Origin of the sequence: Paraburkholderia phenazinium (genome assembly GCF_900141745.1) — a bacterium.
Taxonomy (GTDB): Bacteria; Pseudomonadota; Gammaproteobacteria; order Burkholderiales; family Burkholderiaceae; genus Paraburkholderia; species Paraburkholderia phenazinium_B.
This window is the reverse complement of the sequence record NZ_FSRM01000001.1, coordinates 1,566,065-1,585,373: the sequence shown is the minus strand read 5'-3', so window position 1 is coordinate 1,585,373 and position 19,309 is coordinate 1,566,065. Positions and strand designations below refer to the sequence as shown.

The 19,309-nt window shown below is 61.8% G+C and carries 15 protein-coding genes and 1 tRNA gene; 13 read left to right on the top strand and 3 right to left on the bottom strand.

All coding sequences use genetic code 11. The annotated features are described in order from the left end of the window. Positions 1–40: 40 nt before the first annotated feature. From BUS06_RS07415 to guaD, 6 genes are all read left to right on the top strand, one after another. Entirely contained in the window at positions 41–550 is a 510-nt protein-coding gene (locus BUS06_RS07415) for a disulfide bond formation protein B (RefSeq protein ID WP_074263690.1), read from the top strand. A gap of 416 nt (positions 551–966) precedes the next feature. Continuing rightward, positions 967–2,502: a xanthine dehydrogenase small subunit gene (gene xdhA / locus BUS06_RS07410; RefSeq protein ID WP_074265955.1), complete on the top strand. Its 1,536-nt coding sequence runs from the start codon at positions 967–969 to the stop codon at positions 2,500–2,502. Next, entirely contained in the window at positions 2,502–4,988 is a 2,487-nt protein-coding gene (gene xdhB, locus BUS06_RS07405) for a xanthine dehydrogenase molybdopterin binding subunit (protein ID WP_074263689.1), read from the top strand. The genes xdhA and xdhB overlap by 1 nt, the downstream gene beginning before the upstream one ends. Positions 4,989–5,078: 90 nt before the next feature. Then, on the top strand, positions 5,079–6,086 hold the full coding sequence (gene xdhC / locus BUS06_RS07400) for a xanthine dehydrogenase accessory protein XdhC (protein WP_074263688.1): 1,008 nt from the start codon (positions 5,079–5,081) through the stop codon (positions 6,084–6,086). Positions 6,087–6,171: 85 nt separating this feature from the next. Next, positions 6,172–7,218: an adenosine deaminase gene (locus tag BUS06_RS07395; RefSeq protein WP_074263687.1), complete on the top strand. Its 1,047-nt coding sequence runs from the start codon at positions 6,172–6,174 to the stop codon at positions 7,216–7,218. A 141-nt stretch (positions 7,219–7,359) separates the two neighbouring features. Continuing rightward, on the top strand, positions 7,360–8,715 hold the full coding sequence (gene guaD / locus BUS06_RS07390; protein ID WP_074263686.1) for a guanine deaminase: 1,356 nt from the start codon (positions 7,360–7,362) through the stop codon (positions 8,713–8,715). A gap of 242 nt (positions 8,716–8,957) precedes the next feature. On the opposite strand, the gene BUS06_RS07385 is transcribed toward guaD, so the two are convergent. Beyond that, positions 8,958–9,647, bottom strand: coding sequence for a DUF4136 domain-containing protein (locus BUS06_RS07385; protein WP_074265954.1), 690 nt, complete (start codon positions 9,645–9,647; stop codon positions 8,958–8,960). A gap of 183 nt (positions 9,648–9,830) precedes the next feature. Here BUS06_RS07385 and pepN point away from each other — a divergent pair, with 183 nt between their 5' ends. From pepN to BUS06_RS07360, 5 genes are all read left to right on the top strand, one after another. Then, a complete protein-coding gene (gene pepN, locus BUS06_RS07380) occupies positions 9,831–12,530 on the top strand; it encodes an aminopeptidase N (RefSeq protein ID WP_074263685.1) in 2,700 nt (899 codons plus the stop codon). Between the two features lie 192 nt (positions 12,531–12,722). Continuing rightward, entirely contained in the window at positions 12,723–13,004 is a 282-nt protein-coding gene (locus BUS06_RS07375; protein WP_074263684.1) for a type II toxin-antitoxin system RelE/ParE family toxin, read from the top strand. A gap of 17 nt (positions 13,005–13,021) precedes the next feature. Beyond that, entirely contained in the window at positions 13,022–13,477 is a 456-nt protein-coding gene (locus BUS06_RS07370; RefSeq protein WP_074263683.1) for a HigA family addiction module antitoxin, read from the top strand. A 175-nt stretch (positions 13,478–13,652) separates the two neighbouring features. Next, a complete protein-coding gene (locus tag BUS06_RS07365; RefSeq protein ID WP_074263682.1) occupies positions 13,653–14,669 on the top strand; it encodes a class 1 fructose-bisphosphatase in 1,017 nt (338 codons plus the stop codon). 55 nt (positions 14,670–14,724) lie between these two features. Continuing rightward, positions 14,725–14,800 (top strand) — tRNA-Thr (locus BUS06_RS07360). Between the two features lie 186 nt (positions 14,801–14,986). Here BUS06_RS07360 and BUS06_RS07355 read toward each other — a convergent pair. Next, positions 14,987–16,141, bottom strand: a complete 1,155-nt coding sequence (locus BUS06_RS07355) for an acyltransferase family protein (protein ID WP_167379373.1) — start codon at positions 16,139–16,141, stop codon at positions 14,987–14,989. Positions 16,142–16,351: 210 nt separating this feature from the next. On the opposite strand from BUS06_RS07355, the gene BUS06_RS07350 reads away from it, so the two are divergent. After that, entirely contained in the window at positions 16,352–17,308 is a 957-nt protein-coding gene (locus BUS06_RS07350) for a hypothetical protein (RefSeq protein WP_143787471.1), read from the top strand. A 266-nt stretch (positions 17,309–17,574) separates the two neighbouring features. Here BUS06_RS07350 and BUS06_RS07345 read toward each other — a convergent pair whose 3' ends face one another. Continuing rightward, entirely contained in the window at positions 17,575–17,889 is a 315-nt protein-coding gene (locus BUS06_RS07345) for a DUF4148 domain-containing protein (protein ID WP_074263679.1), read from the bottom strand. Positions 17,890–19,029: 1,140 nt separating this feature from the next. Between BUS06_RS07345 and BUS06_RS37775 the strand changes: the two genes are divergently transcribed. Further along, a complete protein-coding gene (locus BUS06_RS37775) occupies positions 19,030–19,179 on the top strand; it encodes a hypothetical protein (RefSeq protein WP_166660758.1) in 150 nt (49 codons plus the stop codon). Positions 19,180–19,309: the final 130 nt, after the last annotated feature.

Sequence of the window (19,309 nt, the reverse complement as noted above, 5' to 3'; positions counted from 1 at the left end):
CGCTCTTTTGAGTTTTCGACTTTCGACAGCCACACGATCCATGAATAACGACAATGCAATGCTGCGCCGCGAGCGCTCCCTGCTGGTTCTGCTTGGCCTGATCTGCGTTGCCCTGGTCGGCGGCGCGCTGTACATGCAGTACGGCCTGCACGAAGACCCTTGCCCACTGTGCATTCTGCAGCGCTACTTCTTTCTCCTGATCGCGATCTTTGCGTTCCTCGGCGCGCGCTTCGACAGCTGGCGCGGCGTACGGTTACTCGAAGCGCTGGCTGCGCTGTCGGCGCTGGCCGGCATCGCAACCGCGGCACGCCATGTGTATGTGCTGGCGAATCCGGGTTTTAGCTGCGGCTTCGACGCGCTGCAACCGCTGGTCGACAGCCTGCCGCCGGCTCACTGGCTGCCGGGCGTGTTCAAGGTAGCCGGATTGTGCGAGACCGCGTATCCGCCGATCCTCGGCCTTTCGCTGCCGGAGTGGTCGCTGCTCGCCTTTTTTGTCGCGTATGTGCCGCTGGTGTTGAGCCTCATCCGAAATCGCCGCCGGATCGCCTGAGAAAACCGGGCGTGACGGACGTTAGCCCCTGCGGTGGCCCGGCCCCCTGCTGGGCCCGAACGCTCCGCTCCCGCGAAGAACTGCATACCTCGTCGTAAACACCTGGAAGCCGGAAAAGCGCCTTTTTGCTCGCGTCCGGTCCCATTCCCCCCTTTTTGGTGCTCACCGCACCGCCCGCTGCGCCCAGCTCCGCGTGGCTTTGCGGCTATTCCGCCGCGGCGGCCGCTGTCTCACGGGCCACGCCGCCTCCCACGCTCATGACCCTCCGCGAATAACCCGCATCACCGTGGGGAAATATTTTCGAGACGAGGTAGTGCTATCTTCGGATATGGATGGCGATCTACGTGCGCGAGGCCGGCTACGGCGCGACCCCCTGCGTAACGCGCGCCCGGTCCGCAATGTCTTTCGGATTCGCCATGACAACGCAAACCATCCGCTTCTTTTACCGTGGCGCCGTCCGTGAGGTTCAGGGCGTGCCGGCGACGCGCACCGTGCTTCAGCACCTGCGCGAAGACCTGCATTGCACGGGCACCAAGGAAGGTTGCGCGGAAGGCGACTGCGGCGCCTGCACGGTCGTGGTCGGCGAACTCGACGCCAACCGGCACCTCACGCTCAAGGCGGTCAACGCCTGCATCCAGTTTCTGCCCACGCTCGATGGCCGGGCACTCTTCAGTGTCGAAGACCTGCGCACAGCGGACGGCACTCTGCATCCGGTCCAGCAGGCAATGGTCGACTGTCACGGTTCGCAGTGCGGCTTTTGCACGCCGGGCTTCGTTATGTCGATGTGGGCGCTATACGAAAACCAGCCGGCAGCCGCCGGCCTGCCGACGCGCGACGAGATCAATACCGCCCTGTCGGGCAATCTGTGCCGCTGTACTGGCTACCGGCCGATCGTCGACGCTACGCAGAAGATGTTCGATTACGCGCAGTATCCGCGCGTCCCGTTCGATCGCGCGGCGGTTGCCGAGGCGCTAAAGCCGCTGCAACGCCGCGATACTTTCGAATATCGTGCCGCCGATGTACGCGGCGACGCTTTCGGTACGCCACTCTTCTACGCCCCGGTCACGCTCGATGCCTTCGCTGCCTTGCGCGCCGGGCATCCGGACGCACGTCTCCTTGCCGGCAGCACGGATGTCGGGCTATGGGTCACCAAGCAGTTCCGCGATCTCGGCGACATCCTGTATCTCGGCAATGTGGCGGAACTGAAGGCCATCGAGCGCGACGCGCAGACGCTGACAATCGGCGCGGCCGTAACACTGGAAGACGCGTACGCCGCGCTGGCTGTCGATTACCCAGAACTCGCAGAACTCTGGACCCGCTTCGCGTCGCTGCCGATCCGCAACGCGGGCACGCTCGGCGGCAATGTCGCGAACGGCTCGCCGATCGGCGACTCGATGCCGGCACTGCTAGCACTCGGCGCCGAAGTCGTGCTGCGTAACGGTGCCAAAACCCGCACGCTCCCGCTCGACGCTTTTTACCTCGGCTATCAAAAGACGGCGCTGGCTGCCGGCGAATTCGTCGCCGCGATCCGTGTGCCGCGACCGGCGCGAAATCTGCGCTTTCGCACCTACAAGGTCTCGAAGCGTTACGACCAGGACATCTCGGCGGTCTGCGCCGCGTTTGCACTGCAGATCGAGGACGACGTCATTGTCGAGGCGCGCCTCGCCTTCGGCGGCATGGCGGCGACCCCGAAGCGCGCCGCCCGCGCTGAAGCCGCGCTGACCGGCGCGGCCTGGGACGACACGGCAACCCAACGCGCCATGGATGCGCTCGCCGCCGACTATCAGCCGCTCTCCGACATGCGTGCGTCGAGCGCTTATCGGTTGAAGGTGGCGCGCAACCTGCTGCGGCGCTTCCAGCTGGAAACGCGCGATGACGCGCCGCTAGCCCTGTTCGACGTCAATGCGTTTGCATTCGAAGCGGACGTGGCGCCCGCGCAGGAGCCGCTGTGATGAACAAGCAGACCGACGCATTCATCCACCATGCCGCGGACCGGGCCGAAAGCGAGACGGCTTCGATCGGCACATCCTTGCCGCACGAGTCCGCCGCGTTGCATGTCAGCGGCGAAGCCACCTATACGGACGACATCCCCGAGCTCCAAGGCACGTTGCACGCAGCGCTCGGACTGTCACGCCATGCGCACGCGCGGATCGCCTCGCTCGATCTGAGCGCCGTGCGCAGCGCCCCGGGCGTAATCGCGGTGTTGAGCGCCACCGACATTCCAGGTGAGAACAATTGCGGGCCGGTGTTGCATGACGATCCGATCCTCGCCGACGACGAAGTGCTGTACCTCGGTCAACCGGTGTTCGCGGTCATTGCCGAAAGCCACGAACTCGCGCGCCGCGCTGCGGCGCTGGCGAAAAGCGATGACGTGGTCCGCTATGACCCGTTGGACGTCGTGCTCACCCCGGCCGAAGCCAAAGCGAAAAAGCAGTTCGTCCTGCCGCCCTTGCATCTGACGCGCGGCGAGCCCGCGGCGAAAATCGCCGCCGCGCCACATCAGATCCAGGGTAGTTTCGACGTTGGCGGTCAGGAGCAGTTTTATCTCGAAGGCCAGGTCGCGTATGCCGTCCCCAAAGAGATGGACAGCATGCTGGTCTACAGTTCGACACAGCATCCGAGCGAAATGCAACAGGTGGTCGCGCATATGCTCGACTGGCCGGCGCATAGCGTCGTCTGCGAATGCCGGCGTATGGGTGGTGGCTTCGGCGGGAAGGAATCGCAATCGGCATTGTTTGCCTGCGTCGCGGCGCTCGCCGCAAAGTTGCTGCAACGTCCGGTCAAACTACGCGCCGACCGCGACGACGACTTCATGATCACCGGCAAGCGCCACGATGCTGTCTACGAATACGAAGCCGGCTTCGACGACACCGGCCGCATTCTCGGCGCACGGGTCGAAATTGCCCTGCGCGCAGGTTATTCTGCGGACCTTTCCGGCGCCGTCGCGACGCGCGCAGTGTGCCACTTCGACAACGCGTACTACCTGTCCGACGTGGACATCGTGGCGCTGTGCTGCAAGACCAATACGCAGTCGAACACCGCGTTTCGCGGCTTCGGCGGCCCGCAGGGCGCGTTGGTAATGGAAGTGATGCTCGACAGCATCGCCCGGCAGCTGAAACTCGATCCGCTCGATGTGCGGCTTGCCAATTACTACGGTGTCGGCGAGCGCGATGTCACGCCATACGGACAACGTGTCGAAGATAACGTGATTGCGCCGCTCACCGACGAACTGCTCGCGTCAAGCGACTACCGGGCACGCCGCGCCGCGCTCGCCGTCTATAACGCAACGAGTCCCGTGCTCAAACGCGGCATCGCCTTCTCACCGGTGAAATTCGGCATCTCGTTCAACGTGCCTTTTCTCAATCAGGCCGGCGCATTGGTGCACGTCTACAAGGACGGTTCAATCCTCGTCAATCACGGCGGCACCGAAATGGGCCAGGGGCTCAACACGAAGGTGGCCCAGGTGGTCGCCAACGAGCTCGGCGTGCCGCTCTCGCGGGTACGCGCGACGGCGACCGACACGTCCAAGGTGGCCAACACCTCGGCCACGGCCGCCTCCACAGGCAGCGATCTGAACGGCAAGGCAGCCGAAGCCGCAGCACGCACGATTCGCGAGCGGCTCGCCGCGCTGGCTGCCAGAGAACTCGGCGGCGAACCCGACGCCGTGCAGTTCAAGGACAGCATGGTGCACGCCAACGGCGTGACAATGCCCTTCCCGCAACTCGTCAACATGGCGTATCTGGCGCGTGTGCAGTTGTGGTCCGATGGCTTCTATGCGACACCCAAGGTGCACTGGGACGCGAAGACACTGACCGGTCATCCGTTCTACTATTTCGCGTATGGTGCGGCGGTATCGGAAGTCGTGGTGGATACGCTGACGGGCGAATGGAAGCTCGTACGCGCCGACGTGCTGCACGACGCCGGGCAGTCGATCAATCCGGCCATCGATATCGGCCAGGTCGAAGGCGGCTTCATCCAGGGCATGGGCTGGCTGACCACTGAGGAACTCTGGTGGAACCGCGACGGTCGACTCATGACGCACGCGCCGTCGACATACAAGATCCCGGCGGTCAGCGATACGCCCGCCGCTTTCCACGTGCAGCTCTACCGCAACGAGAATGCGGAGCCGACAGTATTTCGCTCAAAGGCGGTCGGCGAGCCACCGCTCTTGCTGCCGTTCTCGGTGTTTCTTGCGATCCGCGATGCGATTGCAGCGACGGCGCCGCAAGCGAATCATGCCCCGCCGCTGCGCGCGCCGGCGACGCCCGAGGCGATTCTCGATGCGCTGGAGGCGATGCAGCAGGCAGCGTCCGTTGTGAGCATGCCGGCGGCAGGTTCAAGCGATCCAAAGGAGCCCGAAACAGCAGCAACTTCGGTGGGCAATACAACAGCCGGCGCAGCGCCAAAGACACCGGCCAGCGTCGATACCGCAACATGAATTTTCACGCGCTGCGCGACACGAACGCACAGCGCCACGCTTAACCGGCTGCACGGACACCCCTTGCAGCCATGGATGGAGAACCGCCGGATGCAACCCTGGCTAACCGATCTGCAACAACTGCTCGCACACGGCGACGCCGCCGTGCTGGTGACGGTCGCGCGCGTCGAAGGATCGGCGCCGCGCGAAGCCGGCACCAAGATGATTGTCACGCGCGATTCGGCACGCCATACGATCGGCGGCGGCCACCTCGAATGGAAAGCCATCGAGTCCGCGCGCCAGGTCCTCAAGGAAGGCATGCGCATGTCGCATATGCGCAGGCTCGAACGCTTCGCACTCGGTCCGAGTCTCGGCCAATGCTGCGGCGGCGCGGTGGTGCTCGCATTCGAGCGACTGGACGTGGCCGATCTCGGCTGGATCAGCTCGCTCGCCAAGCGCGTGGCGGCAGGTCAGTCGACGGTGCGTAGCGTATCATTCGGCCCCGCGCCGGATGCGGTGATGCTGTCCGAACCTGAGCCCGGCGTCGAAAGCGCCGACTGTCTGCTGTGGGACGGCGCCGGCTTCGAGGAAAGCAGTTCGCTGCTCACCGAGACCATCGCACCGCGCGACTTCGCGGTGGTGCTGTTCGGCGCCGGACACGTCGGCGCCGCGCTCGTGCGCGTGCTTGGAACGCTGCAGTGCCACGTGCGCTGGGTGGACGAGCGCGACGCCCAGTTTCCGCCGCCCGAGTTGCTGCAGGCGTCGAATGTAACGATCGACCCGAACGATGCGCCCGACGAAGCGATCGACCAGGCCGCACCGCAGACGTACTTTATTGTGATGACGCACAACCATACGCTCGACCTCGAGCTCGCCGAGCGCATCTTGCGGCGCGGTGACTTCGCGTTCTTCGGCATGATCGGCTCGCACTCCAAGCGCAAGCAGTTCGAACACCGGCTCGCCGCCCGCGGCATCGATCCTGCGCAGATTGCGCGGATGAAATGCCCGCTCGGCGTGGATGGCATCGACGACAAGTCGCCGGAGATCATCGCGATTTCCGCGGCCGCGCAAGTATTGCAGGCAGTCGAAGCGAACGCGCACGCTACCCAGGCGGCGTGACCGCTCAGCGCCTTGCGGTACACATCCGGTAAAGCCCAACTTCTCGCACACCAGACCATTAAATCGAACCACTAAAGAAACCAGTATGAATACGCCCACCGCTCTCACTCTCGCCGACAAAGTGGCAGCCGCGCCGAAGGCCGAACTGCATATCCATATCGAAGGCTCACTGGAACCCGAGCTGATTTTCAAGCTCGCCGAACGCAACGGCGTGACGCTCGCCTACGATTCGATCGAAGCATTGCGCAAGGCGTATGCGTTTACCGATCTGCAATCGTTCCTCGACATCTACTACGCCGGTGCGAGCGTGCTGCTGCACGAGCAGGATTTCTACGACATGACGATGGCCTACGTCGAGCGCTCGCTCGCCGACAACGTCATCCACACCGAGATCTTCTTCGACCCGCAGACGCACACCGAACGGGGCGTGTCGATCGCCACCGTCGTGGCCGGCATCGAGCGTGCGCTCGCCGACGCGGAGAAGCGCGGCCTCACGAGCAAGCTGATCCTGTGTTTCCTGCGCCACCTCTCCGAGGAAGACGCGCTTGCCACCTTCGACGAAGCGTTGCCGTTGTTTGACCAGTACAAGCATCGGCTGATCGGCGTCGGTCTCGATTCGTCCGAGCGCGGCCATCCGCCGTCGAAGTTCGAGCGTGTGTTTGCGAAGGCGCGGGCCAAGGGTCTGAAGCTCGTAGCGCATGCAGGCGAGGAAGGGCCGCCGTCGTATATCTATGAAGCGCTGGATCTGCTGAAGGTGGATCGCGTCGATCATGGCGTGCGCAGCATCGAAGACCCGGCGCTCGTCACGCGGCTGGCCGACACGCGCGTCGCACTGACGGTGTGCCCGCTGTCGAACCTCAAGCTGTGTGTGTTCGACGATCTGACCAAACACACGCTGAAGGCGCTGCTCGACAAGGGCGTCGCCGTCACCGTGAATTCCGACGATCCGGCTTACTTCGGCGGCTACGTCAATGCGAACTACCTCGCCACCATCGAGGCGCTCAAGCTCACCGATGCCGAGGTCTACACGATCATCCGCAACAGCTTCGAGGCGGCGTTCGTCACGCCCGTGGAACGCGATGCGTTGATCGCGAAACTCGACGCGCACTGGCACGCCGCTGACGCGGACTGACCAGCGCGGTCTGGAGCGCGAACAGCAGGAGAAGCGGCGCGAGCGCGCCGCACCTGCGACTCGCCTCTTCCGCTTTGTTTGCGGCGTCATTTACCGCCAATTTATCGCTTCATATTCCATACAACGGAGACGGCTTTCCCCATGAATCACTCGGCTCAAGCGGCCCAAACCGCATTCCGCGCGCAACTGCTGACCTTCAACGGCGACCCTGCGCAATCGTCCAACGCAGCGGTCTTCAACGAAGACGGCCTGCTGATCGTGGAAGACGGCCACGTCGTCGCAGCGGGCGCGTATGCAGCGCTGTCGTCCCAGCTCGCCCCCGGCACGCAGGTGCAGGACATGCGCGACAAGCTTATCGTGCCTGGCTTTATCGACACGCACATTCACTATCCGCAGACGGACATGATCGCCTCGCCCGCGCCCGGCCTTCTGCCGTGGCTCGATACGTACACCTTCCCGACAGAGCGCCGCTTCGCGGATCCGGCCTACGCTCAGGACACAGCCAGTTTCTTTGTCGAAGAACTGCTCGCCTGCGGCACGACCACGGCGCTCGTGTATTGCACGGTGCACAAGGAATCTGCGGATGCGCTTTTCACCGAAAGCGAGGCCCGCAACCTGCGCATGGTGGCGGGCAAGGTGTTGATGGATCGCAACTGCCCCGAGTTCCTGCGTGACACCGCGCAGTCGGGCTACGACGACAGCGCCGAGTTGATTGGCCGCTGGCATAACCGTGGCCGCCAGATGTACGCGCTGACGCCGCGTTTCGCACCGACCTCGACTGAAGCCCAACTCGAAGCGTGCGGTGTGCTCGCGCGCGAGCACGCGGATATTTTCATCCAGAGCCACGTCGCCGAAAACACCGACGAGGTGAAATGGGTCGCCGATCTGTTCCCCGGCCATCGCAGCTATCTGGACATTTACGATCACTACGGCCTGCTGCGCCGCCGTGCCGTGTATGGGCACTGCATCCACCTCGACGCGGAAGACCGTAAGCGGATGGCGCAGACCGGCACGGTCGCCTCGCATTGCCCGACCTCGAACCTGTTCCTCGGCAGCGGCCTGTTCGACTTCGACAAGGCCGCCGAAGCCGGCATGCCGGTCGCACTCGCGACCGACGTCGGCGGCGGCACGTCGTTCTCGATGCTGCAGACGATGAACGAAGCGCACAAGGTGGCGCGTCTCACCGGCCATCATCTGACCGCCACGCGGATGTTCTGGCTCGCCACGGCAGGTGCCGCCGAAGCGCTTGACCTGGCGGACAAGGTCGGCACGCTGGCGCCGAAGTCGGAAGCGGATTTCATCGTGCTCGATCCGCAGGCGACGCCGCTGCTGGCGCGCCGCACCGGGCGCACCGAGTCGCTCGAAGAACTGCTGTTCGCCTTCGCGCTGCTCGGCGACGACCGCGCGATCTTCGAAACCTACGCTGCCGGCAAGCGCGTGCATCAACGCGAAGCGCCGCGGCAACATACCGCGCGCAAGACGAAGATCGCTGCGTAAGCCTGGCTCGACGCGTTCGGCTCGCGGCTCGCGGCTCGCGGCTCGCGGCTCGCGGCTCGCGGCTCGCGGGACGTTAGCGTTCTGAGCCACCACGGTCCGCAAGCCAGGTTGTTAGCGCCGCGAGTTTCGAACGTCACGACGCAAAACGGCCCGGCAGGTTCACCCTGCCGGGCCGTTTTGCTTGCGCGTCTGTCGCGGCTTGCTAGCCGATGGCCAACAAGCTTCCTGCTCGCTGCGTGCTCTTACTGCACGACTGTCGGAGCCGCAACCGGCGAACCCGGCGCCGGCGCACCGGCCGCCTCGTTCGACATCCCCGCATTCTTGTCGACCGGCAACTTGACCGTGCGCACCGCGCCATTGCTCAACGGGAAATCCGCCAGCGCACTACGCGCCAGATACGGCATGGCACGCACCAGCGACGCCTCGTCGCCCGCGTTGCGCGCCAGTACGTTGTAGACCTCCTTGCCAGTCGCGCGGTCCGTGATGCGGACGCCGAGCGTATGTGTAAACACGGGGTAAGTGGAAGTCACATAGGCGGGAGGAAACGCTCCGAACGGGCCCCACGGGTCGATCGGACGGCCCCAGTAAGGTCCCGGCCACGGGCTGCTGTAAAACACCGGCTCGGTCACGCTGACGGCCTGGCTCTTGGTGCCATATGACAGGCCAACCAGATAATGAGCCTGCTGTGCGTCGACCTGCCTGAACGCGCGCACGGCCAGTTCATTGGCCACCAGCACCTCGTAGGTCTGCTGTTCCAGGCTGTTCTGCTGCGCGGGGCCACGCGTGAACGCATAAGTACGGCTCGCGTCGCTGCCGCTCCAGTCGGAGAACGCTGTCACCTGGGTGGTCACGTAACTGGTGCAGCCAGAGAGCAGTGCCGTCAGCGCCACCAGCATCAGCATGAAGCGCCCGGTCCAACGGTCTGATTTCATGGTCATCCTCATCCTTACGAGTAATCGCCGCACGCAAGCGCGGCGGCCCGATCATACGCTGACCTGGCCCCGAGACAAAAAGTTCGACCCGCAGAGCGGCCCGAGCTTTCTTTGTACAATGGCTGACATACCGGTGCGTACTGGATGCGCCGCCGGCTCAATATCTTATTCTTACAAACCGCCATGGCTGATACCGCAACGCCCCCTGTGATCCGTCGCGCCGACTACGCGCCGCCCGCCTTCCTGATCGATACCGTGGCACTTGAGTTCGATCTCGTGCCCGAACGCACAGTCGTCAAAAACACGATGCGCCTGCGCCGCAATCCGGACGCCACGCACGCGACACATCTCGAACTGATCGGCGAACGACTCGAGTTCGTCAGCGCGGCCATCGACGGCGCGCCGTATACCGCGGTGCGTCCGGCGGAACACGGGCTGACCGTCGAGAACGTACCGGACAGCTTCGAACTGACGATCACGAGCATCTGCAAACCCGTTGAAAACACTACGCTCTCCGGCCTGTACGTGTCCAGCGGCAACTTCTTCACCCAGTGCGAGGCGGAAGGCTTTCACGGCATTACCTATTTCCTCGACCGGCCGGACGTGATGGCGACCTACACGGTCACGCTGCGCGCGGACAAGTCTGCGTATCCGGTGCTGCTGTCGAACGGCAATCTGCTCGAGGAAGGCGATCTGCCCGACGGCCGCCATTTCGCGCGCTGGGAAGATCCGTTCCGCAAGCCCTGCTACCTGTTTGCACTGGTAGCAGGCAAGCTGGTGTGCATCGAAGAACGCGTGAAAAGCGGCTCCGGCGCAGAGAAATTGCTGCAGGTGTGGGTCGAACCGCACGACCTGGACAAGACCCGTCACGCCATGGATTCGCTGATCCATTCGATCCGCTGGGACGAAGAGCGCTTCGGGCTGGAACTCGACCTGGACCGCTTCATGATCGTCGCCGTGAGCGACTTCAACATGGGCGCGATGGAGAACAAAGGGCTCAACATCTTCAACACGAAGTACGTGCTGGCGAACCCGGAAACCGCGACCGATACCGACTTCGCCAACATCGAAGCGGTGGTGGGCCACGAGTACTTCCACAACTGGACCGGCAACCGCGTGACCTGCCGCGACTGGTTCCAGTTGAGCCTGAAGGAAGGCCTGACGGTGTTCCGCGACCAGGAGTTCTCGGCCGACATGGCCGGCGGTCACAACGGTCACGACGAAGCCGCGCGCGCCACCAAGCGCATCGAAGACGTGCGCGTGCTGCGCCAGATGCAGTTCGCCGAAGACGCGGGTCCGATGGCGCATCCGGTACGCCCGGAAAGCTACGTCGAGATCAACAACTTCTACACGATGACGGTGTACGAGAAGGGCTCGGAAGTCGTGCGGATGTATCAGACGCTGTTCGGCCGCGATGGCTTCCGCAAGGGCATGGACCTGTACTTCAAGCGCCACGACGGCCAGGCCGTGACCTGCGACGACTTCCGTCATGCGATGGCGGACGCGAACGGGCGCGACCTTGCCCAATTCGAACGCTGGTATAGCCAGGCCGGCACGCCGCGTGTGGCTGTCAAGACTGCGTACGACGCTGCGGCTCGCACCTACCGCGTGACGCTCACGCAAGGCTACGGCGACGCTGCGCCGGCCGCCCGCGAGACGCAAAAGGGTGCGCTGCTGATCCCGTTTGCGATCGGCCTGATCGGCAAGGACGGTGCGGATCTGCCGCTGCGGCTCGAGGGGGAAGCGAGCGCGGCGCCGGGCACTACGCGTGTCCTCGAATTTACCGAGAGCGAGCAGACCTTCACGTTCGTCGATGTCGCCGAAAAGCCGCTGCCTTCGCTGCTGCGCAATTTCTCGGCACCGGTGATCGTCGAATACGACTATAAGGCCGACGAACTCGCCTTCCTGCTCGCCCACGACAGCGACCCTTTCAACCGCTGGGAAGCCGGTCAGCGACTGGCGACGCGCGAGTTGCTCGCGCTAGCCGGGCGTGCCGCGACCGGCGCGCCGTTGCAACTGGACGATTCGATCGTCGCCGCATTTGCACGCGTGCTGACCGACGAATCGCTCTCGCCGGCGTTCCGTGAGCTGGCGCTGATTCTGCCATCCGAAGCGTATCTGGCCGAGCAGATGTCCGAGTCGAATCCGGCTGCAGTGCATGCTGCCCGCCAGTTCGTGCGCAAGCGCCTTGCGACGGCGCTCAGGAGCGAATGGCTCGCGGTGTTTGAACAGCACCATACGCCAGGCGAGTACGAAGCCACGCCGAAGGCAAGCGGACATCGTGCGTTGAAGAATCTTGCGCTGTCCTATCTCGCCGAACTGGACGATCCGGCCGAAGCCGTGCGCCTCGCCTCGGCGCAGTATGCCGCTGCAAATAACATGACCGATCGCTCGGCCGCGCTGTCCGCGTTGCTCAACGCTGCAGCGGCCGGCGGCGGCACGCAGGCGCAGGAAGCGCTCGACGACTTCTACCGCCGCTTCGAGAAGGAACCGCTTGTCATCGACAAGTGGTTCGCCCTGCAGGCCACCCAGCGCGGCAACGCACAACGTCCGGTGATCGAGATCGTGCGCAAGCTGATGACTCATCCGGCGTTCACGTTGAAGAATCCGAACCGCGCCCGCTCGCTGATTTTCAGTTTCTGCGCGGCCAACCCGGCACAGTTCCACGCCGAAGACGGCTCGGGTTACGCGTTCTGGGCCGAGCAGGTCATCGCGCTCGACGCGCTGAATCCGCAGGTCGCCGCGCGCCTCGCCCGCTCACTCGAACTGTGGCGTCGCTTCACGCCGAAGTTGCGCGACGGCATGCGCGCAGCTCTGGAGAAAGTAGCGGCACAGGTGAAATCGCGCGACGTGCGCGAGATCGTTGAGAAGGCGCTCGCCTGATCTGCCTCGGTACTTTCAGGCAGGAGAAAGCCGGCACATGTGGCCGGCTTTTTTTTCGTCCGCAGAGTCCGTAGGAGTCAGTCCTACACACGCGTTGGCCATTCGGACGACTGTTTTTGTTGGGCCGCCGGGGTGAAAGTAAACCCGTTCATTTAACGGTTTACGTTTAACGCGAGGCGTTATATCATCCCTATGATTACGACATTCGGCAACAAGGCTACAGCACTGTTATTTAGAGGCGGCTTCGTCCGTTCGTTACCCACGCAAATTCAGTCCGCCGCGCATCGCAAGCTGCTCATGATCGACGCCGCGGTTTCGGTTGAAGACCTGTACGCGCCGCCCGGCAATCGGCTGGAGGCGCTGCAAGGGCTACGCAGCGGGCAATGGAGCATCCGCATCAACGCGCAGTGGCGCATCTGCTTCCACTTCGTGGATGGCGAGGCGCTGAATGTCGAGGTCGTCGATTATCACTGATTGATTGGGAGACCAGCATGGTCATCAAACGCTCCGAGCTGGAAAGCACCGACTTTTCGGACATCGAAACTGGCGAGCAAATTGCGCCCGTCCATCCGGGCGAGATCCTGCGCATCGAGTTTCTCGATCCGCTCGGCATGTCGGTCAACGCTTTGGCAAAAGCGCTGCGTGTGCCTACGCCGCGCATCAACGACGTGGTGCTCGGCAAGCGCGCAATCTCGGCAGATACCGCGCTGCGGCTTGGCCGTTATTTCGGCGCAAGCGCGCAGTTCTGGCTCAATCTGCAAATCGCCTACGACCTGCGCATCGCCACTGAGGCAGCCGGCGAGCAGATCGCCAACGAGATCGAACCGCTCGCCCGCGCACGGAGGCCGAAACTGCCGGGTATGCCGCGTGGCCACGCACGCGCGGTCAGCCACGCCGCCGGCATGGTCAGCAACGTTGCCGCTGTGAAGGCAGCGCGCAAAGCCTGAGATTTGAGGTCGACGCCAGCACTCCGTCGCCTTTCCGGACGGGCTGGGCGCCTGCTACAGCGGTGGTGTGTGCTGGTGCAGCACGCGCATTCCGCCTCAAATTTTTCTGTGGCACAGGAAAGACACAGCGAGCGGGTAAAATCACGGGATTCCTTCGCCTTACCGGAGTACTGCAATGGCTTTGCAACGTCGTACCACTCTCACGAAGTATCTGATCGAGCAGCAGCGCGAAACCAACAACCTGCCGGCAGATCTACGCCTGCTGATCGAAGTCGTCGCACGGGCTTGCAAGGCGATCAGCTACCACGTCAGCAAGGGCGCGCTGGGCGACGCGCTCGGCACCGCCGGCAGCGAGAACGTCCAGGGCGAGGTGCAGAAAAATCTCGACATCCTGTCGAACGAAATCCTGCTTGAAGCGAACGAATGGGGCGGCAATCTGGCCGGCATGGCGTCCGAAGAAATGGAGAAGTTCTCGCCGATTCCGGCCAACTATCCGAAGGGCGAATATCTGCTGGTGTTCGATCCGCTGGATGGCTCGTCGAACATCGACGTGAACGTGTCGATCGGCACTATCTTCTCAGTGTTGCGCTGCCCGGACGGCCAGCAGCCGACTGAGCAGTCGTTCCTGCAACCAGGCACGCAGCAGGTCGCCGCCGGCTACGCCGTCTACGGTCCGCAAACCGTGCTGGTGCTGACCACCGGCAACGGCGTGAACTGCTTCACGCTCGACCGCGAACTGGGTTCGTGGGTACTCACGCAAAGCGACATGACCATTCCGGTCGAAACGCGCGAATACGCGATCAACGCGTCGAACGAGCGCCACTGGTACCCGGCTGTCCATCAGTACATCGATGAACTGAAGGCCGGCAAGGACGGCTCGCGTCAGGAAGACTTCAATATGCGCTGGATCGCATCGATGGTCGCCGATGTGCACCGTATCCTGAATCGCGGCGGCATCTTCATGTACCCGGCGGACAAGCGCTCCCCGGACAAGCCAGGCAAGCTGCGCCTGATGTACGAGGCCAATCCGATGGCGTTCATCGTCGAACAGGCAGGCGGCGCCGCAACCAACGGCGAGAAGCGCATTCTGGATATTGTTCCGAAAAGCCTGCACGAACGGGTGGCCGTGTTCCTCGGCTCGAAGAACGAGGTAGACCGCGTAACCCGCTACCATCTCGAAACAAAAAGTTGAACCCGGGGGCTTGCCAAGGCGTTAATAAAGTCCCTATAATCTCGTTTCTCCTGATGCCGGAATAGCTCAGACGGTAGAGCAGCGCATTCGTAATGCGAAGGTCGGGGGTTCGATTCCTCTTTCCGGCACCAACAGATTCAAGCACTTAGCCCAGTCATTGCGACTGGGCTTTTTGCTTTCTGGGGCGCACGTAACCGCCATGCAGCCAGATTCAGTCAACCAGCACAAGCCACGCAGGCCCAACCTTACGCCATAGACAATTGAACTGACCGGTCGAAATTCACGTGGTCGTTGATTCGCGCTGGATCAATATCTGTTCAATGCACGCGCCGCCATCGGCGGAGGCGATTTTCCTTCCCTATGCCGCCTATCCAGGGATATTCGACGAAACGATATGTGAGGGCGGATAAGGTGACGGTCGCCAGCACGACGGGGACGACAAGCGCCCAATAACGTACGGGCGACAAGCCCGCGACCGCCGTGTAGTGGTTGACCATACGGGAAACGAGATACAACACCCAGTTATGGAGCAGGTAGACGCTGTAACTGAGGAGGCCCAGAAGCCGCGCGGGACGACAGGTTAGCAACCCGAATAGTGAATTGCCTGCTGCGAAAATAAGAAAAGGAACAAAGAGCAATGCGGCGGCGAGCGGCGAATACGTGAGCGGTTGATACAGCGCGGTAGTGGCGATGCAGGCAAGCGCAACGAACGAGCCCGTTGGTCCCACACTCAATTCCTGCACGGCCTTAACGCGGACAAAATAGGCCGCGACGCATCCACCAATGAAAAACCACTCGATCTGGGTCGCTGAAAATAGCGCTATGCACAGTCCTGCGCCAACAGCCACAGCCCACGCGCGACTAACAGAAGCGATGGCGGCCGCGAACGGCAGGATCAGATAGAACCTCCACTCGTATACGAGCGACCAAAAGACCGTGTTTATCAGACTGGTCTGCTTGAGCCCATTGATGTCGGGCATGCCAGGTATGGTGAATAGCAACCAGGACGTTATCTGCGAGACCAGATCGGCAAGCGGCGCTGAAATGCGAAAATGTGTCAGCGCCAAAGCAGTGGCAATGAGAAGTCCCGCACTCGCAAGGTACATCGGCACGAGACGACGGACACGAGACACATAAAGCTTCAAGGTGTCGATCCTGCCGTCGCCTTCGATAACTCGCCCCCAGAAAAGGAGCGCTGTGATCATGAAGAAGAAGGCGACGGAACCGCGTCCAACAAAAGTGTTTAATCGCGACGGCGTCAACTCCCAAGTTCCCGTCCGATAGAACTGCTCGTTAATCACGACGTGGTGCAACAAAACGCCCAATGCCAGATAACCGCGCAGGCCGTCGATCGCATGAAATCTGTTGGCGGAGATTTCCCCCTCTACCACGGACTTGAAGAAGCCGAAGCGGACCAAACAGGCTGCAACCGCGAACGCTATGGCGATGACGAGGGCAGCGCCAGATGCCAAAGAAAGGCCGCCTATTTGCATGGGGTTGTATAGGGAAAGCCTCAATTATAGCGATGAGACGCCTCTCGGCGAGGACGCGAAAGTGACACTCGGGTAGCTTCCCCATCCCGCACGGCTGTCAGATTCAGTAAGAAGCCGGCGTCGTCGACAGCATTTCAGATCCGTACAATCGCCTCAGAATAGAACTCGGGCGGCTACCAGGTGAGAGAGATGCGAGCAGACATCCGGCTTTGTTTTCGATTTTTTCTATCCCTGCCGGTCCTCGGCGCGATCTGCTTAGGTGGCGCCCAATCCGCGCATGCGAATTGCGTTTCCAGCGGCGCCAGTCAACCGCTGGATCTCACGCTTCCTTCGACGAATATCGCTGTCTCGCCAAGCCTGCCAGTAGGTGCGACGATCGGGTCGGTGCGCGTCGCGGCGCCACAAGATATTCCATTTGTCTGCAGCGGGGCATCGAACACGCGCGAGGCCCAGTTGGCGATGGCGCCGGCTCCTGTGGCCGATTTCGCGGGCGCATATAGCACCAACATCGCTGGCGTCGGCATGCGTATCACCGCCAGTGGCGGAAATTTTGCCGGCATAGACGACGGCCCGCGCCTGGCCCCTTACAAAGTCCCCCTGCCGAAAGACGCGAAACACTTGACCGGCTTCGCGCTCCAGGTCGACTTTGTCAAGACGGGCCAGGTTCAGAACGGGACCTTGGCTGCGGGCAAGCTCGTGACCGTGCTAGTCGGCGGAACCGAGCTCGTCGACGTTGCGATCCCGAGCGACACGGTCGTGTTTGCGGCGAATCAGTGCGACGCAGTGCATGTGGGAGGCGCGGTCGGAATGGGCGTCAGCAACATGGGCGCATTTACGAACGAAACCATCGCCGTCGGCCTCGGCTGCAATCCTTCAATCGGCGTGCTGGTGCAGGTGAATCAGGGCTATGTCTACGGCAGCACGCCGCGCTGGGATCATGAGGATACCTACAAAAAGGTCGCAGCCGATCCGCGCGGCGTCTATGCTCGTCGAGCTGCCCGGGGCTTGCCGAATCCGGATTCAATCGATGCCAATGGCACCAGCGTCAACTCAGGCGCATTCGACGCGAGTACATCCGGCTCGGGCTCGTTCAGCGCAGGTTCGCCCGGTGGAAATACGTTTGGCGGAAGTGTCGTGCGCCGCTGAGTCATTCACTACAGCCACGATTGCCAAGACCCACAGCACGACGTCACAGGATACAAAAAAACCCGCCGGTGCAACGGCGGGTTTGACAAGGGAGATATGTCCATGAAAGCACCTCTCGCTAGAGGCAACTTCAGTGTAGGACGCACAACCTCGCTTTAGGTTTCGATGTCGATTACACGTTTTACGAACCATTTCCGACGAAACCTGCTGGGGTGGGCAGACGTCACCGTCCGGCCCAGACCCCAGAACAACGTCACTACAGTGATTTAGTGACCGGCGTAAATCGAGCGTTGGCCTGTGAATGTCGAGACTGCAGCAGCGCCCGATTCCGACGAACCGCTAACCACACCACCGACACCGCTCGTCGAACCATTCTCTGCAGCAACGCGCGCCTCTGCAGCCTGCAGGTCAGCCGGGTAAGTGGCATTGTCAGCCGACGCTGGGTTATAGCCGGCCTTTTCAAGTTGAACCAGTTGACTGCGCACCTCTGCACGGGTCACAGGTTGGTTCGATTGAGCGAATGAAGCGACCGGAGCGGAAAGAACGACAGCGATGGCAACAGCCTTGATGATCGAGTTCATGATTAAACCTCCAGAATTTGTTTTACACAGCGCCGCAAACAGGTTTGTGTGCAGCAGGTGAATACAGTCTAAGAGTCGATAAACCCAGGGTAAATACCTAAGTTTTGAAATCACTTTTCTCGCAAATCTGACAATCGTGAGCGCGTGTCAAAACATGCTGCTCAAACTGCTTCACCCCGGACGCTTCGGCGAAACACATAGATGCGCGCCACGCGACGGATAGCGCGGACGTTTAAGGCACACAAACTGCTATGCTTTCGTCTCTAACTCTCGGGAGATGTATCTATGAAGAAGATCGGCGCGACAATCCTCGTTGCAGTGACAACGCTATGCGCGGCAATGCCGGCGTTCGCTGACTATGACCATCACCATCATTGTCATTGGGTCTGGCATCACCACCATCGAGTGCACGTCTGCCGCTGACGTAGAGGGCGACGGAAACTCTCCGTCTATCCGCCCCGCTTTCGCTCACACAACGGGCCAGCAGGAAGGTCATTCACGTCGCACAGCTTGAGCGGGTCGCGTACACCCGGGCATTGCCCATTGCACGACTTCACGTCTGACCCATGCACACCGCCTCCAAAGGGACGCGGTGTGCTTTCGTCATTTCATATGCATACGTAAAAGAACGTCAAAGACGTCAACGAAATCACGTAACCCGTCGTTAACAAAAAATGAGGGATGGTTGAAACAAGCGGCGACGTTTCCTGGTGTATGTGCACTGCAGCGAAACTGATTGCTTAAAGGCCTCGATAACCATTCAGTGTGACAGACACCTTTACGCCGCTTCTGCGGTAAAGGCTACGTAACGCTAAAGGGCCCGGTCGGAAATACGCGAAAAACGACGACACACGCAGGCGCTGCAATGCAGCAATGAGAAAGCTCGAACATAGCAGGGCGACGTCTTCGACAGCGAGCAGTGGCAGGCGGTACAAGGCCGTGCAGGGCGGCAGATTCAAATAAGCGCGACCGTTCGTAAAAATGCAGAGCAGGCCTTAAATTTTATTCAAACGAGTTCAAGCAAAGTGATGCTGTGCCGTTAAAGCAACAGACAAGCGTTGAAAAACAGTGTTAACGCTTTGCAGCACTAGTGCAGATTGGGGACCGCGGCAGATAATCAGTTGGTACAGGAGAAAAATCATGGATGCCAAACCGCCCAAGATTCCGACCCCGGATAAAGTCTTCAGTCCGGATCCGGAACCTGCTGGCGTTGAGTTCCTGGGCGCCGAACTGCCTGAGCATGTTCGCGCGTTCTTCGACGAACAACGCAAGTCGTGCGAGCCGAAGTAAGAGTGAGCTGGCGCGCTGCAGCATCGGGGACACGCACACCGTGCGTGACCGGCGAGCGCACGTGCGCACATTTTGCGGGCCGCAGCAGGTTGTATTGACTCATTGGTACGCGCCGGATCAATCAGTTCAG